At 67.6% G+C, this 22532-nt stretch carries 16 protein-coding genes; 5 read left to right on the top strand and 11 right to left on the bottom strand.

Features of this window, described 5'->3' with window-relative positions:
• Positions 1-53: 53 nt before the first annotated feature.
• Complete coding sequence (locus tag GGQ62_RS01535) at positions 54-1139, top strand: anhydro-N-acetylmuramic acid kinase (RefSeq protein WP_152576803.1); 1086 nt, start codon at positions 54-56, stop codon at positions 1137-1139.
• A 264-nt stretch (positions 1140-1403) separates the two neighbouring features.
• On the opposite strand, the gene GGQ62_RS01530 is transcribed toward GGQ62_RS01535, so the two are convergent.
• From GGQ62_RS01530 to GGQ62_RS01500, 7 genes are all read right to left on the bottom strand, one after another.
• Positions 1404-3821 carry a glycoside hydrolase family 3 protein gene (locus GGQ62_RS01530; protein ID WP_243445984.1) on the bottom strand — a complete coding sequence of 806 codons (2418 nt, stop codon included), beginning with the start codon at positions 3819-3821 and terminating at the stop codon, positions 1404-1406.
• 170 nt (positions 3822-3991) lie between these two features.
• Positions 3992-5047 carry a LacI family DNA-binding transcriptional regulator gene (locus GGQ62_RS01525; RefSeq protein ID WP_152576805.1) on the bottom strand — a complete coding sequence of 352 codons (1056 nt, stop codon included), beginning with the start codon at positions 5045-5047 and terminating at the stop codon, positions 3992-3994.
• A gap of 166 nt (positions 5048-5213) precedes the next feature.
• Positions 5214-6413: a cation:proton antiporter gene (locus GGQ62_RS01520; RefSeq protein ID WP_152576806.1), complete on the bottom strand. Its 1200-nt coding sequence runs from the start codon at positions 6411-6413 to the stop codon at positions 5214-5216.
• Entirely contained in the window at positions 6410-7918 is a 1509-nt protein-coding gene (locus GGQ62_RS01515; protein ID WP_152576807.1) for a tryptophan halogenase family protein, read from the bottom strand. The genes GGQ62_RS01520 and GGQ62_RS01515 overlap by 4 nt, the downstream gene beginning before the upstream one ends.
• Before the next feature lie 9 nt (positions 7919-7927).
• The gene (locus GGQ62_RS01510; RefSeq protein WP_152576808.1) at positions 7928-8959 is read right to left on the bottom strand and encodes a cupin-like domain-containing protein; all 1032 of its coding nucleotides are present in this window, start codon (positions 8957-8959) and stop codon (positions 7928-7930) included.
• Positions 8960-8962: 3 nt separating this feature from the next.
• Entirely contained in the window at positions 8963-9682 is a 720-nt protein-coding gene (locus tag GGQ62_RS01505; RefSeq protein ID WP_152576809.1) for a SapC family protein, read from the bottom strand.
• 92 nt (positions 9683-9774) lie between these two features.
• Positions 9775-12882 carry a TonB-dependent receptor gene (locus GGQ62_RS01500; RefSeq protein WP_152576810.1) on the bottom strand — a complete coding sequence of 1036 codons (3108 nt, stop codon included), beginning with the start codon at positions 12880-12882 and terminating at the stop codon, positions 9775-9777.
• Positions 12883-13092: 210 nt separating this feature from the next.
• Here GGQ62_RS01500 and GGQ62_RS01495 point away from each other — a divergent pair, with 210 nt between their 5' ends.
• Positions 13093-13428 (top strand): hypothetical protein, encoded by a 336-nt coding sequence (locus GGQ62_RS01495; protein WP_167649426.1) that lies wholly within the window; start codon positions 13093-13095, stop codon positions 13426-13428.
• Here the strand turns inward: GGQ62_RS01495 and GGQ62_RS01490 are convergent.
• The 4 genes from GGQ62_RS01490 to GGQ62_RS01475 form a co-directional block, all read right to left on the bottom strand.
• Positions 13359-14798, bottom strand: coding sequence for an efflux transporter outer membrane subunit (locus GGQ62_RS01490; protein ID WP_152576811.1), 1440 nt, complete (start codon positions 14796-14798; stop codon positions 13359-13361). The genes GGQ62_RS01495 and GGQ62_RS01490 overlap by 70 nt on opposite strands.
• A complete protein-coding gene (locus tag GGQ62_RS01485; RefSeq protein ID WP_167649425.1) occupies positions 14795-17974 on the bottom strand; it encodes an efflux RND transporter permease subunit in 3180 nt (1059 codons plus the stop codon). Before GGQ62_RS01485 ends, GGQ62_RS01490 begins: the two co-directional genes overlap by 4 nt.
• Positions 17974-19143, bottom strand: coding sequence for an efflux RND transporter periplasmic adaptor subunit (locus GGQ62_RS01480; RefSeq protein ID WP_152576813.1), 1170 nt, complete (start codon positions 19141-19143; stop codon positions 17974-17976). The genes GGQ62_RS01485 and GGQ62_RS01480 overlap by 1 nt, the downstream gene beginning before the upstream one ends.
• A 135-nt stretch (positions 19144-19278) precedes the next feature.
• On the bottom strand, positions 19279-19926 hold the full coding sequence (locus GGQ62_RS01475) for an alpha/beta hydrolase (protein WP_152576814.1): 648 nt from the start codon (positions 19924-19926) through the stop codon (positions 19279-19281).
• Between the two features lie 60 nt (positions 19927-19986).
• Here GGQ62_RS01475 and GGQ62_RS01470 point away from each other — a divergent pair, with 60 nt between their 5' ends.
• Genes GGQ62_RS01470 through GGQ62_RS01460 form a run of 3 tightly spaced genes read left to right on the top strand, consistent with a single transcriptional unit; the run spans position 19987 to position 22519 of the window.
• Positions 19987-21060 (top strand): cysteine desulfurase family protein, encoded by a 1074-nt coding sequence (locus GGQ62_RS01470; protein ID WP_153401080.1) that lies wholly within the window; start codon positions 19987-19989, stop codon positions 21058-21060.
• A complete protein-coding gene (locus tag GGQ62_RS01465) occupies positions 21057-22187 on the top strand; it encodes a cysteine desulfurase family protein (protein WP_152576815.1) in 1131 nt (376 codons plus the stop codon). Before GGQ62_RS01470 ends, GGQ62_RS01465 begins: the two co-directional genes overlap by 4 nt.
• The gene (locus GGQ62_RS01460; protein ID WP_152576816.1) at positions 22184-22519 is read left to right on the top strand and encodes a 2Fe-2S iron-sulfur cluster-binding protein; all 336 of its coding nucleotides are present in this window, start codon (positions 22184-22186) and stop codon (positions 22517-22519) included. Before GGQ62_RS01465 ends, GGQ62_RS01460 begins: the two co-directional genes overlap by 4 nt.
• Positions 22520-22532: the final 13 nt, after the last annotated feature.

The raw sequence follows: 22532 nt of genomic DNA, 5'->3' as shown, positions 1-22532 counted from the left end.
ATGCCAGTCCGGGCCGGCATGACAGGCACGCGATCCGCCGCTACCGTGCGCCGATGACCAAGACCACCACTGCCATCGGCCTGATGTCCGGAACCTCGATGGACGGGATCGACGCCGCACTGATCGAGACCGATGGCGAAAACCATGTCATTCCGCGCGGCTTCCTGACCATTTCCTATGAGCCCGATTTCGTTGCCCGGCTGCGCGATGCCGCTGCCCATGCACTGGAGTGCCACCGCCCCGGGCCGGACGCGCTGATCGACGCCGTCGCAGCCGAATTGACCGGCCTTCACGCCATCGCCGTCCATCGGCTGCTGGCGGCGACCGGGACGGATCGCGCCGATGTCGCCATCATCGGCTTTCACGGCCATACCGTCGCGCACCGGCCTGATCGGGGCTGGACATGGCAGATCGGCGATGGCGCCCTGATGCAGACGGCGACGCGCATTCCCGTTGCCTTCGATTTCCGCTCCGCCGATGTCGCCGCCGGCGGCCAGGGCGCGCCGCTGGCGCCGGGCTATCATCGGGCGCGATCCGCCGGCGTCGGCCGGCCGCTCGGCGTCCTCAACCTCGGCGGGGTCGGCAATCTGACCTGGTTCAGCGGCGATGACTGGGGCAGCTTCGACACCGGCCCCGCCAACGCGCTGATCGACGATTGGGTCGCACGCCACGGCACCGCGCGCTATGACAAGGACGGCGCCATCGCCGCCGGCGGCACCGTGCAGGAATCGGTGCTGACGGCCATGCTCGACCTGCCCTGGTTCGACCTTGCGCCGCCCAAATCGCTCGACCGCGCCGATTTCACCACCCAGGCGGCGCGCGGCCTCGGCCTTGCCGATGGCGCTGCAACGCTGACGGCGTTCACCGCCGAGACGATCCGCCTCGCGCTCGGCCATGTCCCGCCCATCGGCCGCCTGCTGGTCACCGGCGGCGGCCGCCACAACCCGACCCTGATGGCGATGATCGCCGATCGCACCGGCGTGCCGACCGAAGCGGTGGAGGCGGTCGGCTGGAACGGCGATGCGCTGGAGGCCGAGGCTTTCGCCTGGCTTGCCGTGCGAACCGCTGCCGGCAAGCCGATCAGCTGGCCGGAAACCACCGGCGTGCCGGCGGCGATGACCGGCGGCCGGCTGGCCTGACGCCGGTCAGCTGGCCAGGGCGTGCGCGGGCCGGCGCCGAGATCCGGGCCTGCGAGACGGTGCGCGACGGCCGGCCCTCGGCGCACCGAAAGTCTCGAAAGTCACACCGATTGCGGCAATCGGCGTTGGCCAATTCCTGCTGTCGGCAGTGGCGCGGAGGTCGGAATTTCAAAGAGCGCGTCGAGTGGACATCATGGCAGGAATCGGCCGTGTAGGACAGCCTGACGACGGCTGGGCGATGCCAGGCCGATGCCCCCCCGTCCGTCAGTCGCAGGACACCGCGCCCGCCGCCGTCGACCCCAGGGCGATCCGCGATACCCGCAGATCGGTCGCCGCCGATGTCGACAGCCGAAGCGGCACCGCGACCTTTGTCATGTCGACTCCGCGCGCCGCAAAGCACGACAGGCGCACCGACACCGTCTGCCAGCCGGTGCCGCGCCGCAGCGCCGGCGCCAGGTCAATGCCCCGGGCATCCCCCATGCCGAGCAGCAATGGCGCCGTGCCCAGCGTGTCGGCCGACACGTCGATCTCGATCGACAATTCGCCATTGCTCTCGCGCGCAATGTCGATCGGCGGGGCGCTGCGCAAAACGACCTGCGCCGGCCCGCCGCCCGACCAGGTCAGCCGCACACTGTCTTCCTGGGCATTGCGGTCGACGGGCGCGGTGCGCAGCCAGCCGTTCGCCGTCGCGGCGGGTCCGGCGGCGACGGGCACGCTGGCGCCCGCCGCCGCCAGTTCCATGGCCAGTCCGGTGCCGATCTTGCCGCGCTGGAACCAGGTCCCGGCCGGCTGCCCCGCGCCGCCGACAATGCCGCTATCCTCGCTCAGCGACGCCACCCTGCCCGGCCGCGCGTAGCTGAGGCCATAGCCGAAGGCGAACAGCGGGTCATAGCCGGGATCACCGACATTCAGCCGGGTCTGGGTCGCGGTTCTGGGCCAGCTGAACGGCAATTTGCCGGTGAAGTCGGCCTTGCCGAACAGCACATCGGCGACGCCGCCCCCTTCCGACCCCGGCAGCCACGCCGCGACAAAGGCATCGGCGGCGTTGATCCAGGGGTTGACCCACAGGGGCCGGCCGGAGAGGAACACCGCGACCGTCCGGACTCCGGCGGCGCGATAACGTTTCAACAGCGCCAGGCTGTCGGCCCGGTCGCGAAACGCCAGGTCGGGAAGATCGCCCTGAAACTCGGCATAGGGGTCCTCCCCGAACACCACCACGGCGACATCGGGCTTGGCGGTGTAATTGCCATCCGGGCGCAATTCGGCGGCGCCGCCGGCGGCCGCGACCAGCGCCGCGCCGATGGTCGTCGCGCCGGGAAAATCCTCGCGCTTCAGCCCCGTCCCCTGCCAGGTCAGCGTCCAGCCGCCCGACTGTTTCATGAAACTGTCGGCGCCGTCACCGGCGACCAGCAATTTCTGTCCCGGCTTCAGCGGCAGCGCGCCACCGTCATTCTTCAGCAGGACCAGCGACTGGCGCACCGCCTGCCGGGCGATGGCGCGATGTGCCGGCCCGCCAAGCAGCTCGAACTTGCCGCCGAAGGGCCGCGCCGACGGCTTGCCATCGTCGAACACCCCGGCGCGCAACTTGACCCGCAGGATCCGCGCCACCGCATCGTCGAGCCGCGCCATCGGCAACGTGCCGGCCTGCACCGCCTTCAGCGTCGAGGCATGGAGCGCCTTCCAGCTGTCGGGCGCCATGAACATGTCCATCCCGGCGACCAGCGCCCCCGGGCAGTCGGTGGGGCTGCACCCCGGCAGCTGGCCATGGCCATTCCAGTCCCCGACGACAAAGCCGCCAAAGCCCATCCGGCCCTTCAATACGCCGGTCAGCAGCGAGGCATTGCCGTGCATCTTGGCCCCCTGCCAGCTCGAATAGCTCGCCATCACCGACTGGACGCCCGCCTTCAGCGCCGGGGGGTAGCCGGCGGCCTGGACATCGCGCAGCTCCGCCTCAGGCGCGTCATTGTCGCCCTGGTCCTTGCCGTTGGTGGTGCCGCCATCGCCGACGAAATGCTTGGCGGTGGCAACGATGTGCGGCCCCTTCAACCAGTCCGCCGCGCCGACCTTGCCCTGCAGCCCTTCGACGAACGGCCCCGCATAGGACGCGACCACCGCCGGATCCTCGGAAAAGCCTTCATAGCTGCGGCCCCAGCGATCGTCGCGCACCACCGCCAGCGTCGGTGCGAAGGTCCAGTCGAGCCCCGTCACACGCATTTCGGTCGCCGTCACCGTGCCGATCTTGCGCATCAATTCGGGGTCGCGCATCGCCCCCAGGCCGATATTGTGCGGAAACAGCGTGGCGCCGATCGCCTTGCTGTGGCCGTGGACGGCATCGCTGCCCCAGATGATCGGGATGACCGGCAACTTGCCCTGCGGCCGCACCGACGCTTCGTAAAAGGCATCGGCACCGGCCAGCCATTCGGGGCCGGTGGCATAACGCTTGCCGCCCGGGGCGCTGTTGCCGCCGTTGAGGATCGACCCGAGGTGGTAGCGCGCGACATCGTCGGGCGTGACGCTGGCAACATCGGCCTGGATGACCTGGCCGACCTTCTGTTCGACCGACATGCGGCCAAGGATCGCCGCCAATCGCGCTTCGAGCGCCGGATCGGCGGGCACCGGGTCGGCGACCACCGGCCAGACCGATGGGTCGGCAACTCCGGCCGCGACCGCCGGCGCACCCATGAGAAGGCCGGCCGACGCGCCCGCTGCCAAGATCCGAAGCCGTGCCCGCGATCGACTGCCCATGGCCTGCTCTCCCCCGCCTGCTATTTTGATAGCGTTACCAGTATCACACGCTGCGGAGACGAATCTGTCAACAAATTACAGCGCCAGCCGCCATGATAGCGTCACCATCAGCGCAGCGACGGCGGCGCGTCCGAATCGCGCCGGACCAGCGTATAGTCGAGGACCGCCTCGCTCGGCGGTTCGACCGAACCGGCGCGCCGGCTGCGAATGGCGTGGACCAGCATCTTCAGCGCGGTGCGCGACATTTCGGCGATCGGCTGGTGGATCGTCGTCAATTCGGGCCAGATCGACTGGGCGAAATCGGTATCGTCGAACCCGCAGACCGTCAGGTCGCTCGGCACATTGAGGTTGCGGCGGTGCGCGACCGCCACCACCGCCGCGGCCATGTCGTCGTTGCCGGCAAAGATCGCGGTCGGGCGTTCGGGCACGTCGAGCAATTGTTCGGCGGTCGACAGCCCCGACCGGTAGGTGAACTGGCCCTGCGCGATCAGGCTGGGGTCGACGGGGACCCCGGCGTCGGCCATGGCGGCACGAAACCCGGCCAGCCGCTGGGCGCTCGCCTTGTGCGTCGGGTTTCCGATGATATGGCCGATCCGCCGATGGCCGAGCGCCAGCATGTGCCGGGTCATCGCCGCCGCCGCTTCATGGTCGTCGATCCGCACCACCGAAATCGCCGCCGGCGGCCGCCAGTTGGTGACCGCCACGACCAGCGCATCCGACGCCATCAGCAGCGCCAGGATATTCTCGGAATCGCACAGCGGCGGTGACAGGATGATGCCATCGACATCGCTGGCGAGCAGGTCGCGGACCGCCTGTTCCTCGTCCTGCGCATCGCTGTCGCAGCGCTCGATGACCAGCTGGACATGGCTGATCCGCGCCTGTTCGAGCCCGCCGAGCAGGAAGCGGCTGAGATAGGCGGCACTGGGATTGCTGTAGAGCATGCCGATGCGGATCTGTTCGGCGCCGGCCAGCGACCGTGCCGCGGCGTTGGGCGCATAGTTGAGCTTGGCCACCGCCGCCTGCACCGCCTGGCGCGTGGAGGCGCGGACATTGGCCTCGCCATTGATGACGCGCGACACCGTCATCGGCGAAAATCCGGCGACGGCGGCGACGTCGGCGATGGTGGGCGCGCGTCCCTGCTGCCGCGCTGGCTTGCGGTTCATGGTCTCACCCGATTGTCAAATGGCACTGCGACGTTTTGGCACCCCGAACCCATCGCCGACATGGCGAGGGTTCGCAACAATTGATCGCGCCGAGGCGCAAGGCCGCTGCGGCGATTGTTAGCGCTATCAGGAACGGAACGGGAGATTTTGCCGGCGCGCGCGCGCCTCACTGCACCCTGCCGACGAGGTCGCCGAGCGCACGCAGCCGCGGCTTGACGATGGGCATGGTCAGCATGGTGCTTCCGACCGCCATCAGCAGCAGCGCCGTGAACGTTTCCCGCGTGATGATCTGGCGGTCGAGCAGGACATTGGCGAAGATGATCATGATCAGCGCCTTGGTCTGCAACAGCCAGCCGATCACCGTCGCCTCGCCCCGCGCCCAGCCCAGCAGCCGTCCGGCGAGATGGACACCGGCGAGCTTGCCCGCCGTCGAGGCCGCGAGCAGCAGCGCCGCTACGGCAAACACGGCGACACCGCCCATGTCCCATTGCGTGCGCAACCCGGTGCTGAGAAAGAACACCGGCATCACCGCGAGCAGGACATGGTCGCGAAAGGCGTCGAGCTGCTCGCGGTCGAACCAGCCGGCATCGAGGACGGCGCCGGCCAGGAACGCCCCGACCATGAAGTGCAGCCCCGACCAGTCGGCGAGAAACCCGCAACCGGCCAGCCAGATCAGCCCGACATACCAGCGATCCATCGGGGAAATCCGGATCATCAACCGGCGCAGCGCCCAGCTGGCAATGCCGAAAATGGCGAGGAACGCGGCCTGGCGCCCGACGCGTTGCCAATCGAGCAGGATCAGCGCCAGGACAGCCCAGATGGCGATATCGTCGAGGCTGGCATAGCGCAGGATCCGCTGGCCGAACGGTTGGCGCAGGATGTCCAGCTTTGCCATCAGCAGCACCAGGATCGGCAGCGCCGTCACTGCGCACGCCATGCCGATGCCGAGAACGACCTGCACCGTGCTGCCACGCGGGCCTGCCCAGCCGGGGAAGCGCAGCATGACCAGCGCCGCCAGGCTGCCGAGCAGCAGCGGCGCCCCCAGGGCCAGCCCGGCGGTGATGCTCGTTTCACCGCGCCGCGCCCAGGCCTGCCGCAGGTCGAGCTCGATCCCGGCGATCCAGACGAACAGCATCACCCCCCACCAGGCGATGCCGTTGAGCGCGGCCACGGTCTGCGGGTTGAAAACAAAGGCATAATAGCCCGGAAATGCCGCGCCGAGGATGCCGGGGCCGAGCAGGATCCCGCAAAGGATCTGCACGACCACCAGCGGCGCATAATATTCGGTCCGGGCCAGCCGCCAGACCAGATAGGGCACCGAAAAGATCAGGAACACCGCAATCAGAAAGACTTCGGTCGGGGTCATGCCGGCACGACATCGCCCCGCGCCGGACAATAGCCGCTGACAAAGTCCTGATGTGCCGGCAACGCCGCGACCTTGCGCCGGATGTCCGACGCCATGCCGTCGAGCACGTGGCGCAGCTGCCCCGGCTTGAGCAATCGCGCCATGGCATGATGCGCCCGCGGTTCGGCCCGCTGCCCGAGCATGACCTGGACCCAGCTGTCGACCCGGAACAGGTCGTCGGCGGCCTGATAGGCGAAGCCGCCTTCGCGAAACAGCGCGATGCGCGCCGCCAGCGTGTCGGGAATGTCCATGTCGCGGCAGCGCCGCCAGAAGGCGCTGTCGTCGCGCTCGGTCATCTTGTAGTGCAGGATGATGAAATCGCGGACTTTTTCCAGCTCGCGATCGGCCAGGTCATTGTAACGGTCGACGATCGCGGGGGTGATGCCGGCGAAGGGAAACAGCTGCATCAGACGGGTGACGCCGATCATGATGAGGTGGATGCTGGTCGATTCGAGCGGTTCGACAAAGCCGCTCGACAGGCCGAGCGCGATGCAATTGTGGCTCCACGTCCGCCGCCGCCGGCCGGTGACATAGCGGATGGTGCGCGGCTCGGTCAGCGTCTCGCCCTCGACCGCGCCCAGCAGGCGGTCGCGTGCCGCCGCGTCGGTCAGATGGTCGCTGCAATAGACAAGGCCGTTGCCGACGCGGTGCTGCAGCGGGATCTGCCAGCGCCAGCCGGCGTCATGGGCGATCGCCTTCGTATAGGGCACTGCCGGCCGCACCGACCGGGTCTGGACGGCGAGTGCACTGTTGGTCGGCAGCCAGTGGCTCCAGTCGTCATAGCCGGCCTGCAACGTCTGTTCGATCAGCAGCCCGCGAAAGCCGGTGCAGTCGATGAACAGGTCGCCTTCGATCCGCGCGCCGGAATCGAGCCGCAGCGCGGTGATGTCGCCGCTTTCGCCATCCTGTTCGACGCGGGTGATCTTGCCTTCCACCCGGCGCACGCCGTCGGTCTCCCCGATCCGGCGCAGGAAGCGCGCATAGAGCGACGCGTCGAGGTGATAGGCATAGTTGAGCCCCGGCTCGGCGGCGTTGGTGAAGGCGTCGGCTTCGGCGGCCTGCAGTTCGAGGCAATAGTCGCCGATATTGCCGGCAAAGCCTTCGGCGCGCGCCTGCAGCCAGAAATGCTGGAAATCCCCCATCCAGCTCGACGTGCCGACCGTGCCGAACGAATGGATGTAGCGATCGCCCGGCCGCGCCCAGTTTTCGAAGGCGATGCCAAGCTTGAAGGTCGATTGCGTCGCCGCCATGAAGGCGCGCTCGTCGATGCCGATGATGCGGTGGAAGGTCTGCGCCGTCGGAATCGTCGCCTCGCCGACGCCGACGGTGCCGATTTCATCCGATTCAACCAGCGTGATGTCGATCAGCGGCCCCAATTGCCGCGCCAGCGCCGTCGCCGCGATCCAGCCGGCGGTGCCGCCGCCCGCGACGACCACACGCCGCACCGGCTTCAGGCTGTCATCCATGGCGCGTCCTCATCGGTTCAGCCGGTCGAGCAGCTGCCGCCGCAGCCGCCGCGCCTTCAACTCGTCGATCGGCGCCAGCGGCCCGCGGGCGCGTTCCGGAATATGGTCTGCCGCCTGCATCGGCGGCGCGAAGAGATAATGTTCGAGCACCGCCCGCCACGCCCGTTTTTCGGGATTGGGCCGGTCGCGCAGGCTGAGCAGCCCGTGGAGCACCGTCGTCATCGGCGAATCGAGCCATGCCGGCGAAGTGTTCCACCAATAGTTCATCATCACGTTGAAGCGAGCGAGCGCTTCGACCTGGTGCCACCACATCGCCGGGTAGAACAGCGCATCACCGGGCGCGAGATCGGCCACCACCGCGGTCGCCAGGGCGTTGCGGTAGCGCGGAAACAGGTCGAAGTCGGGGTTGTTGGGATCGACAAGGCTGACCACCTGCCCGCCCGGAGTCGGCTCGAGCGGGCCGGGATAGAGATTGCCGATCTGGTCGGGCGGAAACAGGGTGAACCGGCGCCGGCCGACCAGGTTGCAGGCGATGTTGTTCGAATAATCGAAATGCGTCGCCGCGGTCGTGCGGTTGCCGATCCACAGGCTGACCAGCGGCGGATTGGCGACGAACATCGCGTCCGCCAGCGCCAGGTCATGGCCGTCGCGAAAGCCGGGAAAATAGGTGTCGACGTCGGTCGAGCCGATATACTGCGCCGGCGCGGCGTCATCGTCCAGCGTGGCTTCGATGGCGCCGAGCACATCGCCCAGCCGCGCGCGGCCGGCGGTGAAGTTCATGCCGGTCATTGCGTCGTTGTAAAAAAAGCGCCCGCCCACCTCCGGCGGTGCCGTGTAGCAGGTGACCGGCTGGCCCGATCCATGGGCTTCGAGCAGGCGCATCGCCGCAGCGGGACTGTCCTCGCCGGCGGCAACGATCGGCCAGTCGCGCACCAGGCCGCGCAGGATGACGGGTTTCTGCGCATCGAGCAGCGCCCGCCAGTCGACGCCGCGCGCCGGCGGGCTGTCGATGATCTCGGCGTGGGCGACGTGTCCGGTCATCGGCTACGGCCGCCCGTGCCGGTGGTGGCGCCGCTCGACCAGGCGCGCGATATTGTCGAGCGACGCGATGACATGCACCACGGTCGCCAGATGCCCGGCGCGGGCGAGCCGTTCCAGCCCGGCGCCGTCGAGCGCCGCCAGCCGATCGCCGTCGATCGTGGCATAGCCTTCGAAATTGATATGTTCGGTTTCGCTCAGGCTGACCTGCAGCGCCACCGGCTCGATCAGGTCGAGATCCTCGAGCAGCGCGAACAGCGGCGCGGTCGCGGCGACGCCGAGATGGATCGTCTGCAGCGCGGTGATGATCGCATCGAGATAGGGCGCATTGCCGCCATGCGGCAGGAACACCGGCACCCCTTCCCCGCCGCGGGGCCGGACGCGCGCATCCGAAAGGTCGACATGGATCACCGGATCGGTCCGCGCTGCATCGCGAAAGCCGATGGCGAACGGCCCGCGCCGCTGCACCGCCGGGACATAGGCCGACGTCCAGCGGTCGCCGTCGAGAAACAGATTGTCGTCGCGGTCGAGGCCGGTGATCGCCACCGCCTGCCAGGCGCCCGCGCCGTCACGCGCGAACAGGATCGGGAATTCGCGCTGGACGGCCGCGAACTCGGTCGGAAACACCAGCATCTGGTTGACGCCATCGCCGAACGCCGCGCCGGCCCGCGGCACGACACACAGGTCGGCATGGGCGATGTTGTCGAGAATGATCGTGTCGGCCATCTGACGCTGTAACCCCTCCGCCGCCGTTTTCCGACGCATGCCGGGCCGCTGCAACCCGCAGCAGCGGCCCGTCAGGCGTTTCGAAACCGACGTCAGAACCTGTAGCGCACACCCGCCAGGAAACGCGAGTTGGTCTCTTGCGCAAACCACAGCTGCTTGGTGTCGCGGGCATAGGTCCGCGTCGTCTGCCGGGTCAGGTTGATGCCTTCGATCGACACCGAGAAATGGTCGCTGATGTCATAGCTGATGTTGATGTCGAGCTGACCATAGGGCGCCACCACCACCGGGTTGCGGAAGCCGCCGCGGTTGACCTGGGTCAGGAAGCGGCCGCGCCAGTTATAAGCGACGCGCGCCGACAGCCCGAACTTGTCGAAGATGCCGGTGACGTTGGCGGTGTCGCTGAGGCCGACCAGCGCGAACTGGTCGATCGACGGGTCGCCGCTGATGTCGAAGTTCACGTCGCCGCTGACCTTGGTATAGGCGCCCTGGATGCCGAACCCGGTTTCGCCAAGGAAATAGGCGCCCTGGACTTCGAAGCCATGGACCTTGCCCTGCCGGTTGTTGAGCGGGGTCGCGACGTTGAAGTTGAACAGCGGATCATTGGCGTTGGGGACGACGTCATAGGCGGTCAGCGTGGCGTCGATGAAGCTCTGGCTGAGATTGCCGCCGGAGAAATTGGCAGCAAATTCATTCTGTGCCGCAACAAGGTTGCCGTTGTTCTTGCCGATCAGCGCCGTCATCGTGAACAGGTTGACGTCGCTGAGCCCGGCGCCGACGTTGCCGAGCAGGTTCCGGGCATCCCCTGAACGGCTGCCCGGCGTCGCCGCAGTCGGATCGCGCAAGCCGAACAGGTTCTGCGTCACCGTTCCCGTGCCGATGAAGTTGTTCACCCGCTTGTCGAAGAAGCCGACCGAAATATAGCTCGACTTGTCGAAATACCATTCGAGCGATACGTCGAAATTGTCGGAAATCAGCGGTGACAGGCCGGGGTTGCCCGAGCTGCCGGTCGGCACGCCGCCGGTGCCGGTCGGTCGATTGGGCAGGTTGGCGGTGGCCGATGCGAACAGATTGCCGAATTCGGGCCGTGCCAGCGTCTTGCCATAGGACACGCGGCCGACGACATTGTCGGTGATGTCATAGGAGAAATCGAGCGCCGGCAGGATGTTGTCATAGCTGGCGCGGCCGCTGATCGGTTCGAAATCGTTCGACAAGGTCTGGGTGAAGTCATTGTCTGCCTGCCAGATGATGGCCTGCGGCACCTGCACCAGCGACACCGAGTTCGACCGGGTCTTTTCGTAGCGGACGCCGGCGACAAAGGTCGCGCGTCGGCCGCCGAGATCACCCGTCATCGTCACCTGGCCGTAGACGGACCAGATTTCCTCGTCGACGCTGTTGTTCTGATAGCCATTGGGACTGACCGCGTTGCCGCGTGATGCATAGAAGGGCGACAGGATGTTGTAGAGTTCGGTCGCATCGCCGCGGAAGGAAACGAGCGACTGGCCGGTGACGCCGGGGTTGAACTTCTTGAACTGGCAGACCGTGCAGAATTCGGTCACGACGCCAGGTGCCAGTGCCTGCACGTCGCCGGGCCGGCTGACGCCCCAATCGCCCAGCGTCTGGGTGGTCGAGGCCAGGATCTGGTTCATGTTGGTCTTGCGATAATCGACGCCGAATTCGAAGCGGTCGCCCTCGCCGAAGTCCCAGGCGCCATCGGCGCGCAGTTCCTTGACGCGCTGGCGCTGGCTCGATGTCCAGGTCCGCGCCACCTGCGACCCCAGGTCGGCGACATCGAGCACGCCATTGGCATTGCCCTGGCCACCGGTTGCCGGATTGTCGTTGAAGGTGAACGCCTGCTGCGGAAAGCCGGTCGTCAGATCGAGCGTGTGGCCGCCCACCGCCTTGTTGGCGATGCTGACCGAAGTCGTCGTCGCGCCATTGGGATTGTCCGGGCTGCTCGTCGCGGTCGAGATATGGCCGTCGACGACGATGCGCAGATTGTCGGTCGCTTCCCACACGCCGTTGAGGCCGTAGGATTCAAGTTTGTCCTTGGTGGCGCGATATTGCTGTTCGAAGCCGCCGTCCTTGGTGCCCTGGATGGTATCCCGCAGGAACACCGTGGTGGCGACCAGCGGGTTGCTGTCGAAGGCGACTTCGCTGAACGGGCGGTTGAACCACTGGGTCTGGTCGCTGCGCTGTTCGGCCTGCTTGTTCTGGAAATAGGTGGCGTCGCCGCTGATGGTCAGCGTGTCCATCGGCTTGAACTGCACCGTCAGCTGGCCGTTGAGCCGTTCACGGGTGAATTCGGAGAAATTGTAGCGGCTGTCGTTGGGAAAGGCGATGAGCTGGTTCAAATTGGTCGGCGTGTTGCGCAGCACCGTGCCGGCGGTCACGCGCCCGGTTGCCGGATCGAGGAATTTCGACAGCGTTTCGACGTTCCAGTCATTGACCGTCGCCGAAGGCGCCGAGCTGTTGCGCTTCTGGTAGCTGGCGAACAGGCCGATGCCGAAGGTCTGGTCGTCATTGGTCCAGCTGGACACGGTCGACAGTTCGGGGGTGACCCGCGCGCCGCTTTCGGTGCTGCGGTCATAGACGCCCTTGGCGCCGAGATTGAGCGTCAACCCCTGGGTATCGAGCGGCCGTCGGGTCTGGATGTTGATGGTCGCACCGATGCCGCCGGACGGCACCGCGGCGCGGGCGGTCTTGTAGACTTCCAGCGTCTTGACGCCTTCCGACGCCAGATTGGCGAAATCGAACGACCGGCCGGTCCCGGCCGCGCCATCGCCCTGCTGGTCCTGGCCCACCGTCGCGACGCTCGCCGTCGGCATGGTGCGGCCGTTGAGGGTGACGAGGTTGAAGCTGGGGCCAAAGCCGCGGACGGTGACTTTCGAACCTTCGCCGTTGACGCGGTCGATCGACACGCCGGGGATGCGCTGCAACGATTCCGCCAGGTTGGTGTCGGGGAACTTGCCGATGTCGATCGCCGAAATCGCATCGACGACGCCGAAGGAGTTGCGCTTGATGTCGATCGACCGATCGAGCGAGGCGCGAATGCCGGTGACGATGATGTCGCCATTGTCGACCGGCGGATCGGTGGCCGGCGAGGTCTGGGCGGCGGCCATGGTCGGCAGTAGCAGGCCGATGGCCAGCGCGGCGACCGATGTCGTTCGGGCAAATGTCGACGGAATGCGGGCGTGGTTCATTGATCTCTCCCCTCGTGCGGCGCCCTGAAGGCCCCCGTTGCGCGACGCCCCGGTGTTGTTTTTGGTAGCGTTATCACGAAAGCTGCGCGCAACCGCGGACCAAATCAAGCGCTATCAATACTCGCTCGTCACAAATGTGCCGGCTTGTTGCGCCGATGCCACGGTCCCAACATGCGAGACCGGACAGAGACGCGCTTTGTCGTGGTGTATATGTTTCAATGGCTTATCGTTCTGGACCTGGCCTTGCCGAAGGCTGCGGTCGAGCAGACGCGCATCGCGAGCAAGCCCTGCCGCGGCATCGTGCCATCGCATCCGCGTCCGGAATCGTGCCGCGAGCCACTGCGCGCGGAGAGCGATTGGTTGCGCAACCATCCACGAATGCAGCAAGCCGAAATGGCGCCGCGCACCGCCATCGGCATCCATGATTTCATCGGGTTGCCGCGCGTCGGCGGCCGGCGGGCGGCGCCGGCGCGATTTCAGGGTGTCGTCGGCGCCGATCCGTCGGGCGCCGAATCGATCAGCGCGTCGCCGCCGAGCGCCCGGTAGAGCGCGACGCCATTGCTCGCCGCAACCAGCCGCGTGTTCACCTGCGTCCGCTGCGCCGCATACAGCGACCGCTGCGCGTCGAGGCTGGCGAGGAAGGTATCGATGCCGCCCCGATAACGCGCCTCGGTCAGGCGGAATGTATCGGCGGCAGCCTCCGCCTGGCGATCGACTGCCGACAATTGCGCCGCCAGCGTGCCGCGCCGCGCCAGCGCGTCCGCCACGTCGCGAAAACCGCCCTGGATCGCCAGTTCGTAATTGGCCAGCGCCGCATCGCGTTGCGCCTCGCTGACCCGCACATTGGCGCGCCCGGCGCCGGCACGGAAGATCGGATAATTGATCGCCGGCCCCACCGACCAGGTGAAGGCATCGCCCTGAAACAGCGACGACAAGGCGTTGCTGGCAAAGCCGAGAACGCCGGTCAGCGAGATGGTCGGGAACAGCGCCGCGCGGGCGGCGCCGATCTGGGCGTTGGCGGCGCGCAGCGTATATTCGGCCTGCACGATATCGGGGCGGCGCAGCAGGATGGTCGAATCGAGTCCGGCCGGCAGCGGCGCCACCGTCGACCCGGCGCTGGCGATCGAATCGGGCAGCAGTGCGGGATCGATGTCGGCACCGACGAGCAGCCGCAGCGCGTTGACATCCTGCGCGATCAGCGTGGTCTGGGCGGCGACATCGGCTTCCGCCTGGCCGAGGATCTGCCGGGCCTGGGCAAGGTCGGTCCGCGGCGCGATGCCGCCGCGCAACCGGGCCTCGGTCAGGTCGACGCTGCGCCGCGCGCTGACCACAGTATCCTGCGCCACCTGCAACAGGCTGCGGTCGGCGGCATAGAGCAGCCAGGTATCGGCAATGTCACCGACCAGCGTCAGCCGCGTCGCGCGCGCCGCGGCCTCAGTGGCGAAATAGCGGTTGAGCGCGGCATCCGACAGCGATCGCAGCCGGCCGAACAGATCGATCTCGAAGGCGCTGATGCCGATATCGGCCGACAAGGTCGTTCCCGAGCGCGCAAAGCCGCCGCCGGTGCCGGTACCCGCCCCCGATGTCTGCGATCGTGTGTAATTTCCGCCGCCGTTGACCTGCGGAAACAGGCTGGCGCGCTGCACCTGGAACTGCGCCCGCGCCGTCGCGATATTGGCGGCGGCGACGCGCAGGTTGCGATTGTTCAGCAGCGCCGATTCAACCAGCGCCTGCAGCCGCGGGTCGCGGAACACGTCGCGGTAGGTGACCGTCGGCAAGGTCGCTTCGGACTGGCGCAGATAGGCATCGCCCGCCGGCCACGATGCCGGCACCGGCGGCGGCGCCCGCTCGTATTTCGGCGCCATCGAGCAGCCGGCGGTGGCCAGCAGCAGGGCCATGGCAAGGGCGGGCCTCATGCGGCTGCGACCTTCGGCGGCTGCCGGTGGAAGCCATCGCGTACCGTCCGCCGGACCAGCACGAAGAACAGCGGGATGTAGAAGATCGCGAGGATCGTCGCGGTCAGCATGCCGCCGATGACGGCGGTGCCGATCGCGATGCGGCTGTTGGCACCGGCGCCGGTCGACAGCGCCAGCGGCAGCACGCCGAAAATGAACGCAAGGCTGGTCATCAGGATCGGCCGCAGCCGCAGCCGCGACGCCTCCAGAGCTGCATCGATGACCCGCTTGCCCTGTTTTTCGGCGCGTTCGGCAAATTCGATGACCAGAATGGCGTTCTTCGCGGCGAGACCCATCGTCGTCAGCAGGCCGATCTGCAGATAGACGTCATTTTCAAGCCCGCGCAGCGTCACCGCAAAGACCGCGCCGACAAGCCCGAGCGGGATGACCAGCAGGACGGCGATGGGGATGGACCAGCTTTCGTAAAGCGCGGCAAGGCACAGGAAGACGACGACAAGCGACAGGCCGTACAACAGCGGCGCCTGCCCCGACGACAGCCGTTCCTGGAACGACAGCCCGGCCCAGGCGACGCTTGTGCCGGGAATTTCGCGCGCCAGTTCCTCCATCCGTGCCATCGCGTCGCCCGAGCTTACCCCGGCCGCCGCCTGCCCCTGGAATTCGTAGGACGGGATGCCCTGGAAGCGGGACAATGTCGTTGGCGCCTGTGACCAGCTGGTCCGGGCAAAGGCGCTGAACGGTGCCATCTGGCCGCCGGAGCCGCGGACGAACCATTGCGCCAGATTGTCCGGTTCGGCGCGGAACTCGGCATCGCCTTGGACGAAGACACGCTTGACCCGGCCGCGATCGACGAAATCGTTGACATAGCGGCCGCCCCAGGCGGTCGACAGCGTCGTGTTGACGTCGCCTTGCGTCAATCCGAGCGCCGACAGCTTCTGCTGGTCGATATCGACCTGCAGCGTGGCGATGTCGGGCAGTTCGCCGAGGCGGACTCCGGTGAGCATCGGATCGGCAGTGGCGGCGGCGAGCAGCCGCTCGCGCGCGGCGATGAACTCTGCCCGGGTCATGCCGCTGCTGTTCTGCAATTGCATGGTGAAGCCGTTGGACTGGCCGAGCCCTCGGATGGCCGGCGGCACCAGCGCAAAGACCTGGGCATCGCGGAAGTTGGTAAAGGCGGCACTGGCGCGCGCCACGATGGCGTCGGCGCTGTCTTCAGAGCCCTCACGCTGGTCCCATGGCACGAAATTGAGGAAGCCCTGGCCGGTGTTCTGGCCGCTGGCACCACCGCCGCCGCCGCCGGCGACCGTCAGGATGACGCTGGTATTGGCCTTTTCCTGCGTCAGGAAATAATTTTCGACAGCGAGCTGCACCTGCTCGGTCCGCCCCTGGGTCGCCCCCGCCGGCAAACGGAACTGCAACTGCGCCGAACCCTGGTCCTCGGTCGGCAGGAAGCTCGTCGGCAGCCGCACGAACAACAGCACCAAAAGCGCAACCACCGCTGCATAGATCGCCAGGAACAGCCATTTGCGGTTGATGATGCCGTCGACGGCGGTCACATATTGGTCGGTGGCGCGGTCGAACCGCCGGTTGAAACCATCGCCAAGCCCCTCGGCGGCCGCGACAATGCGCGGGAAATGCCGGTCCGCCCAGCCCTTCGGCGCCTCGCCCTCCGGCGGCTTCTGCTTGAGCAGGGTAGCCGTCAATGCCGGGCTGAGGATCAGCGCCACCAGCGCCGAAAGCACCATCGCCGACACGATCGTCACCGAAAACTGGCGATAGATGACTCCCGTCGACCCGCCGAAGAACGCCATCGGCAGGAACACGGCCGACAGCACGATAGCGATGGCGACGAGCGCCACCTGGATTTCCTCCATCGACTGGATCGTCGCCTCGCGCGGCGTCATCTCGGGGTTCTCTTCCAGCAGCCGCTGGACGTTTTCGACCACGACGATGGCGTCATCGACCAGCAGCCCGATGGCCAGCACCAGCCCGAACAATGTCAGCGTGTTGATCGAAAAGCCTGCGAGGTAGAAAATCGCGAAGGTGCCGAGCAGCACGACGGGAACAGCGATGGTCGGGATCAGGGTCGCGCGCCAGTTCTGCAGGAAGACGAACATGACGATGATGACAAGGACGATGGCTTCGAACAGCGTCTGGACGACTTCATCGACCGACAGCTTGATGAAGGCGGTGGTGTCGTTGGCATAGGCGAATTTCAGCCCGGCCGGAAACGCCGGCGCGGCTTTTTCGACGACCGCCTTGACCAGTTCGGCGGTCTTGAGCGCATCGGCCCCCGGCGCCAGGGAGATCGACAGGCCCGCGCCGGAATGGCCGTTGACGCGGCTGCTGGACGCATAGCTTTCCGCGCCGAGCTCGATCCGGGCGACGTCCTGCAGGCGAACGGTCGCGCCGCTCGGCAGGGTTTTCAGGATGATGGCCCGAAATTCCTCCGGGGTCTGCATGCGCGCCTGCGCGGTGACGGTGGCGTTGAGCATCTGCTCCGCCGGCTGGGGCTGGCCGCCGAGTTCACCTGCGGCGACTTCGGTGTTCTGGTTCTGGATCGCGGTAATGACATCGCCGGGCATCAAGGCATAGCTCGTCAACCGATCGGGGTTGAGCCAGATCCGCATCGCATAGGGTGAACCGAAGACGTTGACATCGCCGACCCCTTCGACGCGCGCCAACGTATCCTGCAGGTTCGTCGTCAGATAATCGGAGATGTCGCTGCGATTGAGCCGATCGGTCTCGTCGTAGATGGCGACGATCATCAGGAAGTCGGGGTTGGACTTGGTGACCCGGATCCCCTGCTGCTGCACCTGCTGCGGCAGCCGCGCCAATGACTGCTGCACCTGGTTCTGCACCTGCACCTGGGCGATGTCGGGGTCGGTGCCCTTGTCGAACACGGCCGAAATGGACACCTGGCCGCGCGAGGAAGAGGAGGAGCTGAAATAGAGCAGGCCGTCGATCCCGGTCAGCTGCTGTTCGATGACCTGGGTAACGCTGTTCTGGATGGTTTCGGCCGACGCGCCGGGATAGGTCGCGCGGATGTTGACCTGCGGCGGTGCCACATCGGGATATTGGCCCACCGGCAGCGACAGGATGGCGCCTACCCCCGCCAGCATGACGATGATCGCGAGCACCCAGGCAAAGATCGGCCTGTCGATGAAAATGCGCGACATCAGCTCGGCTTTTTCGCCGGCACGACGATCTTCTGGGGGGTATCGGCCGCCACCGGCCGCACCACGGCGCCGGGTTTCACATTGGCGGTGCCCTGGACGATGACGCGATCACCCGGTTGGAGGCCGGCGGTCACCACCCAGTCCGGCCCTTGCGCCCGCGCCGCCGTCACCGTGCGGTCGATCGCCTTGTTGTCGGGCCCGACGATGAACACCGATGCCTGGCCCTTGGGATCGCGCGATACCGCCGCCTGCGGCACCAAGATGGCACCCCGGTCGACGCCCTGCGCAAAGCGCGCGCGCACGAACATGCCGGGCAGCAGCACGCCGCGCGGGTTGGGAAATTTGGCGCGCAGGGTGACGGTGCCGGTGCTGGCATTGACCATGACCTCGGCAAACTGAACGGTGCCGGTCATGCCGTAATCGCTGCCGTCTTCCAGGATCAGCCGAACCTTGGCGACGGTCGGGGCGATGCCGCCACTGGCCAGCGATCGCCGCAACGCCAGCAGGTCGGCGCTCGACTGCTGCATGTCGACAAAGATCGGGTCGAGCCGCTGGATGACCGCCAGCGGATCGGCCTGGCTGGTCGTGACCAGCGCCCCGACGGTGAACAGCGAACGGCCGATCCGCCCGGTGATCGGCGCCGGCACCGTGGTGAATTCAAGGTTGATCCGCGCGGTTTCCAGGGCGGCGCGGTTCTGCGCCACCGCCGCATCGGCCTGGCGCGACGTCGCCTCGGCATTGGTCAGATCCTGCGCGCTCACCGCCTCGATCTTGGCGAGCGGCCGCAGCCGGCCGGCACTGATCCGCGCCGCCTCCGCCGTGGCCTGCGCCGACGCCAGGTTGGCGCGTGCCTGGTCGACCGTCGCTGCATAAAGGCGCGGATCGATGCGATACAGCGTCTGTCCCTTGCGCACGACAGCGCCTTCGGTGAACAGGCGCTCCCGCACGATGCCGGCGACCTGCGGGCGGACTTCCGACATTTCGAACGCCGTGACCCGGCCCGCGAGTTCCGTGACCAGCGGCACGCTGCTGCGCGCGACCGTGACATATCCGACCTGCGGCGGCCCCTTGGGCCCACGCTGCTTGGACGACGTGTCGGCGCCGCAGCCGCTGACGGCCAATGCCGCTGCAAAGGAAAGCAGGGCGATCGCTGGGCGACGCGGCGACATCGGGATCAAATCAGCAACTCGCTCTCGTTCGGTCATCACTCAAGCCGAGCGCCGTTAAACTCCGCCTGAATAGGTTGGTTCCGCCAGGTTCACAACCGCCAAGGCCGGGAAATCACAGGCGTCGAGGTCGCACGCCTAGCGTCCGCCGTTGGCAAGCCGCCGGTCGAGATAGCCGTCGACCACCTTCATCAGATCGTCCATCTCGTGCTGGAAGAAATGGTTCGCTCCCGGAACGGTGGCATGGTCGATGGTGATGTGGCGCTGGGTCTTCAGCTTGTCGACGAGCTTCTGGACCGACGCGCCGGTCACCACCTCGTCATTTTCGCCATCGACGATGATGCCGCTCGACGGGCATGGCGCCAGGAAGGTGAAGTCGTACATGTTCGCCGGCGGGGCGATGCTGATGAAGCCCTTGATCTCGGGGCGGCGCATCAGCAGCTGCATGCCGATCCAGGCGCCGAAGGAAAAACCGCCGACCCAGGTCGTGTGCGCTTCGGGGTTGTACTGCTGCATCCAGTCGAGCGCCGAGGCGGCGTCGCTCAACTCGCCGATGCCATTGTCGAACGTCCCCTGGCTGCGCCCGACGCCGCGAAAGTTGAAGCGCAGCGTGGCAAAGCCGCGGCGCACGAAGCTGTTGTACATCGCCATGACGATCGGGTGATTCATCGTGCCCTGCGCCGGGTGCGGCTGCAACAGGATCGCGACCGGCGCGCGCGGCCGGCTGGCGGGCTGGTAACGGCCTTCGAGACGGCCTTCGGGGCCGGCAAAAATCACTTCGGGCATGGATAATTCCGCAAATCAAGCTGGTGGCGCAGCACGCGCCTCATCCCCTATATGAGGGCGATGGCCGAATTCGCAATAAAAAGCCGCATCTACCTCGATCACGCCGCCACGACGCCGGCGCGGCCGCAGGCGATTGCCGCCCTCGCCGCCGCCGCCGCGGTGGTCGGCAACCCGTCGTCGGTCCATTCGGGCGGCCGCACTGCCAACGGCATCGTCGAAACCGCGCGCGACCGCATCGCCGCCTGGGCCGGCTGCCGCGCCGACGCCATCATCTTCACCAGCGGCGGCACCGAGGCGCTGGCGCTGGCGCTCAACACGCCGCAACGCGTGCTCGCCGGCGCCACCGAACACAGCGCCGTGCTCGCCGCCCGCCCGGACGCCGCGCTGGTCCCCGTCGATGCCGACGGCGTCATCGATCTTGCCGCGCTCGCCGCGCTGCTGGCGGCCGGGCCGGCACTGGTCGCCGTGCAACACGCCAACAACGAGACCGGGGTCGTCCAGCCGATCGCCGAGGTCGCCGCGTTGGTCGCCGCCGCCGGCAGCCGCCTGCTCGTCGATGCCGTCCAGTCGGCCGGAAAGCTGCCGCTGCCGCACGCCGATTTTGTCGCCATTTCGGCGCACAAGCTGGGCGGCGTCCCCGGCACCGGCGCGCTGATCGCCCGCGACCCGGCCGGCCTGACGCCGGTGCAGCGCGGCGGCGGCCAGGAACGCGGCCACCGCGGCGGCACCCCCAATTTGCCCGGCATCGCCGCCTTTGCCGCCGCCATCGACAGCCCGGCCGACTGGAATCGCGTGGCCGTCCTGCGGGAAACGCTCGAAGCGCGGCTCGCGGCCACCATCCACGGCGCCGGTGCGCCGCGCCTGCCGAACATCAGCAACATCGCGCTTCCCGGCGTCGCCGCAGCCACCCAGGTGATGCGACTCGACCTTGCCGGCATCATGGTCAGCGCCGGCGCCGCCTGTTCATCGGGCAAGGTCCATGCCAGCCATGTCCTTGCGGCGATGGGCCTTGGCGACGCGGCGGGCGAGGCGATCCGGGTCAGCCTGGGGCCGGACACGCTGGGGAGCGACATCGACGCCTTTGCCGCCGCCTGGCTGGCGATGGCCGGCGCCCGGGACAGGCACGCGGCATGACCGTGCCCATCTACCTCGATTACGGCGCCACCACGCCGCTCGACCCGCAGGTCGCCGCCGCGATGGAGCCCTGGGGCGTCGCCGGCTTCGGCAATCCGCACAGCGCGCACCTCTGGGGCTATCAGGCCAAGGCCGCGGTCGAGACGGCGCGCGACAGCGTTGCCGCGCTGTTGGGGGCCGGACCCGAAACCATCGCCTTCACCTCCGGGGCCACCGAAAGCGCGAACTGGGCGCTCAAAGGCCTGATGACCCACCCCGGCCAGACCCGGCGGCGCATCGTGACGCTGGCCACCGAGCACAGCTGCGTCCTTGAGACCGCGCAATATCTGGCGTCGCTCGGCGCGCATCTCACCGTGCTGCCGGTGCGCGCCGACGGCCGTGTCGACCTCGGCGACCTCGAACGCGCCATGGGGGAGGATGTCGCCATCGTCTCCGCCATGCTCGTCAACAACGAGATCGGCGTCATCCAGCCGATTGCCGACATGGCCCGCATCGCCCATGGCTTCGGCGCCGTGATGCACTGCGACGCGGCGCAGGCGTTCGGCAAGATCGCGATCGATGTCGACGCCATGGGCATCGACCTCCTGGGGCTGACGGCGCACAAGATCTACGGCCCCAAGGGCGTCGGCGCGCTCTACCGCCGCCCGTTCACGATGTTGACTCCGCTGATGCACGGCGGCGGGCAGGAAGACGGCCGGTCGGGCACATTGCCGACGGCGCTGATCGTGGGGCTGGGTGCCGCGGCGCGCATCGCCGGCGATCGCATGGCCGCCGACACTGCCCATGCGGCGATGCTTGCCGACCGGCTGCTCGCCGGCCTGACCGTGCCGTTCACCGTCAACGGCGACCGCACGGCCCGCTGGCCGGGCAACCTCAACCTGGGGTTTCCCGGCACCACCATTCCGTTGCTGGCGCATCTGCACGGGCTTGCCCTGTCGTCGGGGTCGGCGTGCGCCGCCGTCACCGGCCGGCCCAGCCATGTGCTGACGGCGCTGGGGCTGTCCGATGCCCAGGCGCGCGCTTCGCTGCGGCTGGGATTTGGCCGCTTCACTCTTCCTTCAGATGTTGATAGTGCAGCGCAACAAATCACCGCCGCGGTGTCGCGGCTGTCCACCGAGGCCGCATGACCCAGATCCGCTTCGTCTCTGCCGACGGCACCCACGAAGCCACCGTCACCGCCGCGCCCGGCCAGCAGCTGCTCGAACTCGCCCAGGCCCATGGCCAACCGTTGGAAGGCACTTGCGAAGGCGCGATGGCGTGTTCGACCTGCCATGTCCTCATCTCGGGTGACGACGCCGGCAAGCTGCCGCCGCCGTCGGACGAGGAGGAGGACATGCTCGATTTCGCCGTCGGCGCATCGCGCGCCTCGCGGTTGGCGTGCCAGATCCGGTTGACCCCCGACATCGGCAGCCTGACCGTCCGCATGCCTCCCGGCGCCGTGGACATGAGCCGGCGGTAGCGGCATAGCGGGC

It is taken from the genome of Polymorphobacter fuscus (genome assembly GCF_011927825.1).
Classification (GTDB): Bacteria; Pseudomonadota; Alphaproteobacteria; order Sphingomonadales; family Sphingomonadaceae; genus Sandarakinorhabdus; species Sandarakinorhabdus fusca.
The sequence above is the reverse complement of the archived record's forward strand: the minus strand, read 5'-3'. Positions and strand labels throughout refer to the sequence as shown.

Coding starts and splice junctions, on each gene's coding strand:
- GGQ62_RS01495 (WP_167649426.1), top strand. CDS start 13,093: ATGTTTCAATGGCTTATCGTTCTGGACCTGGCCTTGCCGAAGGCTGCG.
- GGQ62_RS01520 (WP_152576806.1), bottom strand. CDS start 6,413: ATGACCCCGACCGAAGTCTTTCTGATTGCGGTGTTCCTGATCTTTTCG.
- GGQ62_RS01470 (WP_153401080.1), top strand. CDS start 19,987: ATGGCCGAATTCGCAATAAAAAGCCGCATCTACCTCGATCACGCCGCC.
- GGQ62_RS01475 (WP_152576814.1), bottom strand. CDS start 19,926: ATGCCCGAAGTGATTTTTGCCGGCCCCGAAGGCCGTCTCGAAGGCCGT.
- GGQ62_RS01515 (WP_152576807.1), bottom strand. CDS start 7,918: ATGGATGACAGCCTGAAGCCGGTGCGGCGTGTGGTCGTCGCGGGCGGC.
- GGQ62_RS01480 (WP_152576813.1), bottom strand. CDS start 19,143: ATGTCGCCGCGTCGCCCAGCGATCGCCCTGCTTTCCTTTGCAGCGGCA.
- GGQ62_RS01490 (WP_152576811.1), bottom strand. CDS start 14,798: ATGAGGCCCGCCCTTGCCATGGCCCTGCTGCTGGCCACCGCCGGCTGC.
- GGQ62_RS01485 (WP_167649425.1), bottom strand. CDS start 17,974: ATGTCGCGCATTTTCATCGACAGGCCGATCTTTGCCTGGGTGCTCGCG.
- GGQ62_RS01525 (WP_152576805.1), bottom strand. CDS start 5,047: ATGAACCGCAAGCCAGCGCGGCAGCAGGGACGCGCGCCCACCATCGCC.
- GGQ62_RS01510 (WP_152576808.1), bottom strand. CDS start 8,959: ATGACCGGACACGTCGCCCACGCCGAGATCATCGACAGCCCGCCGGCG.
- GGQ62_RS01535 (WP_152576803.1), top strand. CDS start 54: ATGACCAAGACCACCACTGCCATCGGCCTGATGTCCGGAACCTCGATG.
- GGQ62_RS01460 (WP_152576816.1), top strand. CDS start 22,184: ATGACCCAGATCCGCTTCGTCTCTGCCGACGGCACCCACGAAGCCACC.
- GGQ62_RS01505 (WP_152576809.1), bottom strand. CDS start 9,682: ATGGCCGACACGATCATTCTCGACAACATCGCCCATGCCGACCTGTGT.
- GGQ62_RS01500 (WP_152576810.1), bottom strand. CDS start 12,882: ATGAACCACGCCCGCATTCCGTCGACATTTGCCCGAACGACATCGGTC.
- GGQ62_RS01465 (WP_152576815.1), top strand. CDS start 21,057: ATGACCGTGCCCATCTACCTCGATTACGGCGCCACCACGCCGCTCGAC.
- GGQ62_RS01530 (WP_243445984.1), bottom strand. CDS start 3,821: ATGGGTGCGCCGGCGGTCGCGGCCGGAGTTGCCGACCCATCGGTCTGG.